This window comes from Micromonospora yasonensis (assembly GCF_026013475.1).
In the GTDB taxonomy this organism is placed as follows: domain Bacteria; phylum Actinomycetota; class Actinomycetes; order Mycobacteriales; family Micromonosporaceae; genus Micromonospora; species Micromonospora yasonensis.
Genome location: NZ_JAPDPH010000268.1, coordinates 1 through 8492, shown reverse-complemented (window position 1 = coordinate 8492; position 8492 = coordinate 1). Strand labels below are relative to the sequence as shown.

The following is an 8492-nucleotide window of genomic DNA, read 5'->3' as shown; positions in this document are numbered from 1 at the left end:
ACGAGATGCTCGATCACCTCCATCAGCACCGCCGCGTCGTAGCCGCGCAGCCGGTCGTCCCGGTAGGTCAGCGCCGACTGCCACAGCTTGATCCGATCCCGCTGCCGCTCGGGCAGCCGGTCCAGCCGCAGCCGCCGGGCGGCCAGGGTGAGCGCCTGGCTGGCCACGTCGGTGCCGACGACCTCGGTGAACCGCCGGTCGGCGGCCAGCGCGGTGAGCAGGGCCCCGCCACCGCAGCCCAGGTCCAGCACCCGGCTCGCGCCGCTGTCCCGGAGTGCCGCCAGCACCGCCTCGCGCCGCCGTACGGCCAGCGAGGCGCGCTTCTCGTCCTTCTCCTCCGTCGGCCCCGCCGGCTCGACGCTGTCGTCGGCGGGTGGCTCGTCGGCGAGGCGCAGTTCGGCCAGGCGGGCCAGCGCCTCGCCGGCCAGGGCCCGGCGGTGCGCCAGGTAGCGGCGGGTGATCAGACCGCGCTCCGGGTGGCCGGCCAGCCAGCCGGCACCGGCCCGGAGCAGCTTGTCCACCTCGTCCGGCGCCACCCAGTAGTGCTTGGCGTCGTCCAGCACCGGCAGCAGCACGTACAGGTGGTTGAGGGCGTCGGCGAGCCGCAGCGTGCCGGCCAGGGTCAGCTCGACGTACCGGCTGTCCCCCCATTCCGGGTACGCCTCGTCGAGCGGGATCGGGGTGGCCGTCACCGTCCAGCCCAGCGGGGCGAAGACCCGGACGGCCAGTTCCGCGCCGCCCCGGCACCGCAGCACCGGCACCCGTACCTCCAGCGGGATGGCCGTCGCGGCCAGTTCCGGCCGGTCCCGGGACTCGCCGCGCAGCGCCGAGCGGAACACCTTGGCCAGCGCGGACGAGAGCAGGCTGGAGGCCGCGTACGGGCGGTCGTTGACGTACTGGCCGAGGGTGAAGCTGTCCGGGGTGGCCGCCGCTGCCCGGCCGCGCCCCCGGCCGCCGCCCAGCTTGAGCGGGTCGACCTCGACCAGCAGCGCCGCCGTGCACCGCTGCTCGTCCGCCTCGGGGTAGAGCACGTGCGCGATGCCGGCGGGCAGGTCGAAGCTCTGCACGCGGTCCGGGTGCTTGACCAGGAGGTGGCCGAGGTCGGTCGCGGGACGGTGGGTCGTGGTGACGGTCAGCAGCACACGTCGATGGTGTCAGCTTCGTCGATCTTGCGTCGTCCGGTTTTCTACCGGTACGAACGGCGGCGCCCCGCCGACCTCAGGTCGACGGGGCGCCGGCGCTGTCGTGGGGATCAGGCGACGAAGCGGGTCCTGCGGCGGCGGGCCACCACGTAGGCGCCCGTGCCGGCGGCGAGCAGCAGCGCCCCCAGGCCGGCGGTCAGGCCCGTGGGCCTACCCGTGATCGGCAGGCTGCCACCACCACCCTGGCCACCGTCGTCGACCGGGTTGATCACGATTGCCGCGCTGTCGCTACCGCCGTTCGGGTGTACGGCTGGCACTCGTGGCCGACGCGGACGGCGGTGGTGCCCGGGGGGATCGTCACCCGGACCAGCGGGCCGTGCTGGTACTCCATCAACGCCGGGCCGAGGTTGCGGAGGGCCGGCACGACCCGCACGACGTCGCCCTTCTTGCCGCTGGCCTTCGCACCCACGACGGTGCGTGTCGACCTGGTACGTCCGGCCCGGCTCCAGGTCCTGGTCGAAGGTGCAGGCAGTCGCGCCCCCGCCCAGCCCGTTGAAGCGGCAGTTGGTGAATTCGTTGCCCGGCCAGCCAGCGCCACGCGGAGCGGGTGAGCATCAAGAATCCTCCCGTCGGGCAACGCCAGGTAGACCCATCGAGCTTAAGGAATCCTTAAGGAGTGGCGCTGCCCCTGCCCGTAGGCTGTCCGGCCGCAATGTTCCGCCCGGCCGTACCCGTCAACAGGGCGGGACACCGGGAGGTGCAGTGACGTACGAGGAGTTCGCCGACGCACGGCTGAGCGCCCTGCTGCGGTACGCGGTCATGTTGACCGGCGATCCGCACCAGGCCCAGGACCTGGTGCAGGAGACCATGGTGCGGGTCCAGCTGAACTGGCGGCGGGTGGCCCGCAGCGATGCCCCGGAGCGGTACGTCCGCCGGATGCTGACCAACCAGTTCATCGACTGGCGGCGGGGGTCGTGGGCCCGGCGGGTGCTGTTGCGCGCCGAGCCGGACGAGGCGGTGCCGGCGCCGACCGACCACGCCCAGTCCGCCGTGGACCGCGACCAGGTCTGGTCCTGGCTGTCCCGGCTGCCCCGCCGGCAGCGCGCCACGCTGGTGCTCCGCTACTACGAGGACCTGCCCGACGCGGAGATCGCCGAAGTCCTCGGCTGCGCCGTCGGCACCGTGCGGTCCTGCATCTCCCGGGCGCTGGCCACCCTCCGAGCCGAGTACGTGGAGGTTCACTGATGATCGAGGACGACCTGCGGGCCGCCTTCGCGCGGCACGAGTCGCTGACCCCGCCTGCCGCCCCGGTCCGGGCCGCCATCGACCGGATCGTGGTCCGCCGCCGGCGTCGCCGTTTCCGACTTCGCCTCGCCGGTACGGCGCTGGCCACGGTCGCCGCCGCCCTGGCCGGCTTCACGGCGGTGGCGCCGCGGCAGCCGGAGACGGCGGACCTGCTCGGTGCGTCGACCTCACCGGCACCCACCGGAGCGCTGAACGTGCTGCTCGTGGGCGTGGACGGAAACGCGGACCGGTCCGCCCGGTTCGCCGACTCGGTGCTGCTGGTGCACGTTCCGGCCGACCGCAGCCGGCTCTATCTGGTCTCGCTCCCGCGCTTCCTGGAGGTCACCATCCCCGGCAAGGGCAAGCAACGGCTCAACGCCGCGTTCTCGTTCGGCGCCGCCGGGCCGCAGCCGGACCTCAGCCGCGGGTACCGGGCCACCCGGGACGCGGTGGCGGACATCCTCGGCGTACGGATCGACGCCGGTGGGGCGCTCACCTATCCGGCGGTGCGCAAGCTCACCGACGCGGTCGGCGGGGTGCAGGTCTGCCTGCCGCAAGGGTTCCGCTCGATACACACCGACCGGGTCTACCCGGCCGGCTGCCAGCGGCTCGACGGCACGGCCTCGGTGGACGTGCTCCGCCAGCGGGTCGAGCTGCCGGACGGCGCACTGGACCGGGACCGCAACGCCGAGCGGTACGCCGCCGGCCTGCTCCGCCGGCTCCAGGAGCGGGACACCTTCACCAACCCGCTCGTGCTCAACCAGCTGCTCCAGCACCTCAGCTCCGGGCTGGTCGCCGACACCGGCGACACCTCGCTGGCGGCGCTGGGCTCGGTGGCGGCGAAGACCGTCCACGCCGAGCCGGTCGGCGTCGTCCCGCCCGGCCGGCACGTGGAGAAGCCGGGGAGCACCACCTTCCGGCTCGATCCCGCGCTCGGGCCGAGCTTCCTGGCCGCGCTGCGGGGTGACCGGCTCGGTGAGTGGACGGCCACCCACCCGGACCAGGTCACCCGGCTGCGGTGACGCGGGGAGGGGCCGGGCGGCCCCTCCCCGCCACGTCAGCGGTAGTCGTCCTCGTCGGCGGCGACCACCCGGGCCTGCTCCATCGCGTCCCAGTCGGCGACCTCCAGGCCGCGGTGCGGCTCGCCGTCCCCGTCCTCGGGGGTGACCACCGCGGCCTGCTCGACCGCGTCGGCCGGCTCCGCCTCCAGGTCCCGCTCCTCCGGAGCGAGGTGGTCGCTCGGGGCGAAGTCCTCGTCGGGCTGACCCATCGTCCCTCCTTGGATCTCGCTGCGGACAGTCACCACCACACCGTACGGCCTGGTGCCGGGTGCCGCTCGGTGCCGGCCCGAACCGGCGGGCGGTCCGGCGCGGGACCGCGACGCGGCGGAGTCGGCGGTTCACCCCTCCGGGCACGGTGCCCGGTGCCAGGATGGGAGTGTGGGGTTTCTGATCCGACTGGTGATCACCGCGATCGCATTGTGGATCACCACGCTGATCGTGCCCGGCGTGGAGGTGACTGGCCGGAACGGGGCGAACATCGCGCTCACCCTGCTCGCGGTGGCGCTCATCTTCGGCCTGGTCAACGCCGTACTCAAGCCGGTCATCAAGGTGTTCGGCTGTGTGTTCTACCTGCTCACGCTCGGCCTGTTCGCGCTCGTGGTCAACGCCCTGCTGTTCCTGCTCACCAACTGGATCGCCCGGCAGCTGCACCTGCCGTTCCACGTCGACGGCTTCTGGGCCGCGTTCTGGGGCGCCATCGTGATGGCGGTGGTGAGCTGGCTGATCAGCGTCGCCCTGCCGGATCGCCTGGACCGGTCGTGAGCGGTTTCCGGGTCGGTGGTGCCCGCCACCACCTCCTACGGGATACTGCCCCCGGTGGACAGCGCGGTCCGGCGCACCCAAGGAAGACAGCGGCCTGCACGGCCGAGAGCGGTAAGTAAGGAGCGTTCGACATGCCCATCGCTTCCCCCGAGGCTTACGCGGAGATGCTGGACCGGGCCAAGGCCGGCCACTTCGCGTACCCCGCGATCAACGTGACCTCGTCCCAGACGCTGAACGCGGCGCTCAAGGGCTTCGCCGACGCGGAGAGCGACGGCATCATCCAGGTCTCCACCGGTGGCGCCGAGTACCTGTCCGGCCCGTCGGTGAAGGACATGGTGGCCGGCGCGGTCGCGTTCGCCAAGTACGCCCACGAGGTCGCGAAGAACTACCCGGTCAACATCGCGCTGCACACCGACCACTGCCCGAAGGACAAGCTGGACAAGTTCGTCCGGCCGCTGATGAAGATCTCCCAGGAGCGGGTGCAGCGCGGCGAGGAGCCGCTGTTCCAGTCGCACATGTGGGACGGCTCGGCCGTGCCGGTGCCGGAGAACCTGCAGATCGCCGAGGAGTTGCTCACCGAGGCCGCCAAGGGCAAGATCGTCCTCGAGATCGAGGTCGGCGTGGTCGGCGGCGAGGAGGACGGCGTCGAGAACGCGATCAACGAGAAGCTGTACACCACCGTCGAGGACGGCCTGGCCATGGTCGACGCGCTCGGCCTCGGCGAAAAGGGCCGCTACATGGCGGCGCTGACCTTCGGCAACGTGCACGGCGTCTACAAGCCGGGCAACGTCAAGCTGCGCCCCGAGGTGCTCCACGACATCCAGGTGGCGGTCGGCGCCAAGTACGGCAAGGAGAAGCCGCTCAGCCTGGTGTTCCACGGCGGGTCCGGCTCGCTGCTGTCGGAGATCCGCGAGGCGCTGGACTACGGCGTGGTGAAGATGAACATCGACACCGACACCCAGTACTGCTTCACCCGCCCGGTCGCGGACCACATGTTCCGCAACTACGACGGCGTGCTCAAGGTCGACGGCGAGGTCGGCAACAAGAAGATGTACGACCCGCGGGTCTGGGGCAAGGCGGCCGAGGCCGGCATGGCGGCCCGGGTCGTCGAGGCCTGCGAGGCCCTGCGCTCCACCGGCACCAAGATGAAGTGACCTGACAAGGAGGGGCCCCTTTTTAACAGACGTCTGTTAAAAAGGGGCCCCTCCTTTCACCCGGTCAGCACTCGGACCGCCTCGTGGACGTCGTCGGTGAGGTGCACGGTGGCGGACAGGTCGCCGAACGGGGAGGCGGCGAAGAGCGGACGCAGCAGCGACTCGACCGGCAGCTCGTTCGTCCAGTACGTCCGGTCCAGGAAGACGTACGCCCCGCTCGCCCCGTCGGTGCCGTAGTAGGTCTTGGTGGCCGCCTGGAACACCTCCTGCACCGTCCCGGCCCGGCCGGGTGCGAAGACGATCCCGCCCCGCGCCAGCCGCAGGATGGTGTCCTCCCGGATGGCGTTGGAGAAGTACTTGGCGATCCGCCCGGCGAACAGGTTCGCCGGCTCGTGCCCGTACAGCCAGGTGGGGATGGCCAGCCCGCCGGAGCGGGCCCACTCGGTGCCGACGGCGGCCGGGCGGGGGGTGGGCAACGCGGGGCCGGCCGCGTACGTCGCCCGGACCCGCAACGCCACCTCGGTGTAGCGGTCGTGGTCGGTGAAGTCGGGCGCGGTGGCGAGTACGTCGATCGCCGTGGTCAGCTCCTCCGCCGGCCAGGCGGCGAGGAACGCGCCCAGGTTGGCCGCCTCCATCACGCCGGGGCCGCCGCCGGTCACCACCAGCCGGTCGGCCCGCGCCAGCTCCCAGCCCAGCACCGCCGCCATCCGGTACGCGGCGCTGCCGCGCGGCACCGCGTGCCCGCCCATCACGCCCACCACGGACTGCGGTCCGTGCACCGCCAGCCAGGTCCGGGTGGCGTCGGCCAGGGCGTTGTCCACCCCGTGGTCGTGCAGCCGCTGGCCGAGCGCCTCACGGACGTCCGGCAGCGCCCCGCCGTGCGCCCGGAAGTGCGCGTACACCCGGGTGTCGTACATCCCGGCGAACCCGCCCTCCGTGAAGCCGGCGGCCAGGTCGTCGGCGGTGTAGAGGTGGGCCGGCTGGGTGGGGTAGGGCAGCCCGGAGAAGGGCGGGACGACATTGGCGCCACGCCGGACGAGGTCCGCGCCGACCTCCCGGTCGGCGAACCGGCACCCCACGAAGAGGGTGCCCGTGACCTCGATGTCGCGCAGGTCGGGGACCGGATCGAGGTCGAGGCGGAGGCCCTGCACGGTCAGGCCGGCGAGGGTGCCCTCGGCCATCCGCCGGTCGAACTCGGCCCGGGTCTCGATCTCGTCGATGCTGGTGTCGTGCGGCTCGATGACGTCCGCGGGAGGTGGGGTCGGCACCAGATCATCCTGCCCGCGCCGGGCAAGCCGGCAAACCGGCGTACGGGTCCGGGAGCGACAGGAGCCCGCCGGCCAGGCCGGCGGGCTCCTGCATAACCGGGTCCTGGGGAGGCTCCGGACCATTAGTTGTAGTGGAAAACACCTTCGCGCGGCATGGGCCGCGGGTACCGGGCGGCGGGCCGCAGGTACGTGGCCGGCGGGCCGCAGGCGTGACGAAACCCTCAGCCGTTCAGCCGAGCGGGTCGGCGAAGGCTATCGCGTACCGCAGTGCGAAGCGGGTTGAATGAGGCGATGCAGAACCTGTTGCCTGAGCCACCGGCCACTCTCCTGCCCGCGCACGAGGAGGCCGACGCCGCGCTGGCCGCGGCTGCCGAGCAGGACACCGACGAGGCGTTCGCCGACGTCGCGGCCCGCTTCCCGAGCCACAGCGCCGCCTGGGGCGCCCTTGCCGCCCGGGCGTTGGCCGCGGGCCAGGTCATCCCGGCGTACGCGTACGCGCGTACCGGTTACCACCGGGGCCTGGACCAGTTGCGGCGCAGCGGCTGGAAGGGGCACGGCCCGGTGCCCTGGTCGCACGAGCCCAACCGGGGCTTCCTCCGCTGCCTCTACGTGCTGTCCCGTGCGGCGGGCGAGATCGGCGAGGCGGACGAGGCGGCGCGCTGCGCGCAGTTCCTGCGCGACTGCGACCCGGCCGCGGCGGACGCCCTCGCCAGCCACTGACCCGTGGCACGACGGCCGGCCCGGCGTGGCCGGCCGTCGTGCGTCAGCGTTACAGCCCCTCCGCCACCGCTGCGGCGATCTTCAGCCACGCGTCCCGGGTGGCCGAGGAGAGCTGGCCGTACCGGATCGGCTCGCCGGTGTCGATGAGCCGCTCGTACGGCGCCAGCAGCACCGCCCGGGTCCGGGCGGCGAAGTGCTGCTGGATGGCCGGCAGGTCGATCTCCTTGCGGGACGGCGGCATGGACACCACCGTCACCGCCTGCCGGACCAGCCGTTGCCGGCCGCTCTGCTCCAGGTGGTCGAGCATCCGGGCGGCGGTCTCCGCCGAGTCGTTACGGGCCGACATGGTGACCACGAGCTGGTCGGTGGCGTCCATCGCGGCCTGCCAGTTCTGTGCCCGGACGTTGTTCCCGGTGTCCACGAAGATCAGCTTGTAGAAGCGGCTGACCACCTCGCGGATCTCGGCGAACGCGGCGGCGGTGAGCATCTCCCCGCCGGTGGCCGACTCGTCCGAGGCGAGTACGTCGAACATCCCCTCGCCCTGCGAGCGGACGTACTGCGACAGGTCGCCGACCCGGCCGTGCGACCCCTGGAACTGCGCCAGGTCGCGCAGCATGTCCCGGACCGTACGGGAGTGGAAGTCCTGCTGGGCCCGCATGCCGAGGGTGCCCTGGGTCTCGTTGTTGTCCCAGGCCAGCACGTACCCGCCGCGCTTCTGCCCGAAGGTCATCGCGAGCAGCAGGATGGCGACGGTCTTGCCGGCGCCGCCCTTCGGGTTGACCACGGTCACCTGGCGCAGCCCGCCGAAGTTGCGGCGGACCATCTCGATGTCCCGCTTGAGTTCCTGCTCGTGCCGCCCGGGCGGCAGCCGGACCAGGCCGATCTTGTTCACCACCGCGCGTACGCCCATGGTGGCCACCGGGTCGACCGGCCTGGCCTGACGCCGCCGGGCGAAGTCCTCGGCCGTCGGCGTCGCCCCGCTCTCCGGTGTCCAGGCCGGCTCCGGGTAGCCGGGCGGGACCGGCTGCTGCGGTGCTGGCGCGGCCGGCTGTTGTGGCCCGGGAGGGCCCGACTGCGGCGGACCCGGCCGCGATCCGCCCA

Annotated in this window: 11 protein-coding genes; 5 read left to right on the top strand and 6 right to left on the bottom strand. The window is 72.7% G+C overall.

Annotated features, from left to right (window positions below):
• The 3 genes from ONA70_RS32210 to ONA70_RS32200 form a co-directional block, all read right to left on the bottom strand.
• Positions 1 to 1142, bottom strand: a 1142-nt coding sequence (locus ONA70_RS32210) for a 3' terminal RNA ribose 2'-O-methyltransferase Hen1 (protein WP_265010260.1), incomplete at its 3' end; no start/stop codon positions are given.
• 110 nt (positions 1143 to 1252) lie between these two features.
• The gene (locus ONA70_RS32205; protein ID WP_265010259.1) at positions 1253 to 1414 is read right to left on the bottom strand and encodes an LPXTG cell wall anchor domain-containing protein; all 162 of its coding nucleotides are present in this window, start codon (positions 1412 to 1414) and stop codon (positions 1253 to 1255) included.
• Positions 1411 to 1611 (bottom strand): hypothetical protein, encoded by a 201-nt coding sequence (locus ONA70_RS32200; protein WP_265010258.1) that lies wholly within the window; start codon positions 1609 to 1611, stop codon positions 1411 to 1413. The genes ONA70_RS32205 and ONA70_RS32200 overlap by 4 nt, the downstream gene beginning before the upstream one ends.
• 293 nt (positions 1612 to 1904) lie before the next feature.
• On the opposite strand from ONA70_RS32200, the gene ONA70_RS32195 reads away from it, so the two are divergent.
• Positions 1905 to 2387 (top strand): SigE family RNA polymerase sigma factor, encoded by a 483-nt coding sequence (locus ONA70_RS32195; RefSeq protein ID WP_265010257.1) that lies wholly within the window; start codon positions 1905 to 1907, stop codon positions 2385 to 2387.
• Entirely contained in the window at positions 2387 to 3448 is a 1062-nt protein-coding gene (locus ONA70_RS32190; RefSeq protein WP_265010256.1) for an LCP family protein, read from the top strand. Before ONA70_RS32195 ends, ONA70_RS32190 begins: the two co-directional genes overlap by 1 nt.
• A 35-nt stretch (positions 3449 to 3483) precedes the next feature.
• Here ONA70_RS32190 and ONA70_RS32185 read toward each other — a convergent pair whose 3' ends face one another.
• Positions 3484 to 3696 carry a hypothetical protein gene (locus ONA70_RS32185; RefSeq protein WP_265010255.1) on the bottom strand — a complete coding sequence of 71 codons (213 nt, stop codon included), beginning with the start codon at positions 3694 to 3696 and terminating at the stop codon, positions 3484 to 3486.
• 169 nt (positions 3697 to 3865) lie between these two features.
• Between ONA70_RS32185 and ONA70_RS32180 the strand changes: the two genes are divergently transcribed.
• Positions 3866 to 4249 carry a phage holin family protein gene (locus tag ONA70_RS32180; protein WP_265010254.1) on the top strand — a complete coding sequence of 128 codons (384 nt, stop codon included), beginning with the start codon at positions 3866 to 3868 and terminating at the stop codon, positions 4247 to 4249.
• 131 nt (positions 4250 to 4380) lie between these two features.
• Complete coding sequence (fbaA, locus tag ONA70_RS32175; protein ID WP_265010253.1) at positions 4381 to 5403, top strand: class II fructose-bisphosphate aldolase; 1023 nt, start codon at positions 4381 to 4383, stop codon at positions 5401 to 5403.
• Between the two features lie 56 nt (positions 5404 to 5459).
• Here the strand turns inward: fbaA and ONA70_RS32170 are convergent, their stop codons facing one another.
• Positions 5460 to 6671 (bottom strand): LOG family protein, encoded by a 1212-nt coding sequence (locus ONA70_RS32170; protein ID WP_265010252.1) that lies wholly within the window; start codon positions 6669 to 6671, stop codon positions 5460 to 5462.
• Positions 6672 to 6962: 291 nt separating this feature from the next.
• On the opposite strand from ONA70_RS32170, the gene ONA70_RS32165 reads away from it, so the two are divergent.
• The gene (locus tag ONA70_RS32165; RefSeq protein WP_265010251.1) at positions 6963 to 7391 is read left to right on the top strand and encodes a DUF3151 domain-containing protein; all 429 of its coding nucleotides are present in this window, start codon (positions 6963 to 6965) and stop codon (positions 7389 to 7391) included.
• Between the two features lie 49 nt (positions 7392 to 7440).
• On the opposite strand, the gene ONA70_RS32160 is transcribed toward ONA70_RS32165, so the two are convergent.
• Positions 7441 to 8492: MinD/ParA family ATP-binding protein (locus tag ONA70_RS32160; protein ID WP_406601290.1), on the bottom strand; the 1052-nt coding region annotated here is incomplete at its 5' end.

Coding starts and splice junctions, on each gene's coding strand:
- fbaA (WP_265010253.1), top strand. CDS start 4,381: ATGCCCATCGCTTCCCCCGAGGCTTACGCGGAGATGCTGGACCGGGCC.
- ONA70_RS32185 (WP_265010255.1), bottom strand. CDS start 3,696: ATGGGTCAGCCCGACGAGGACTTCGCCCCGAGCGACCACCTCGCTCCG.
- ONA70_RS32165 (WP_265010251.1), top strand. CDS start 6,963: ATGCAGAACCTGTTGCCTGAGCCACCGGCCACTCTCCTGCCCGCGCAC.
- ONA70_RS32190 (WP_265010256.1), top strand. CDS start 2,387: ATGATCGAGGACGACCTGCGGGCCGCCTTCGCGCGGCACGAGTCGCTG.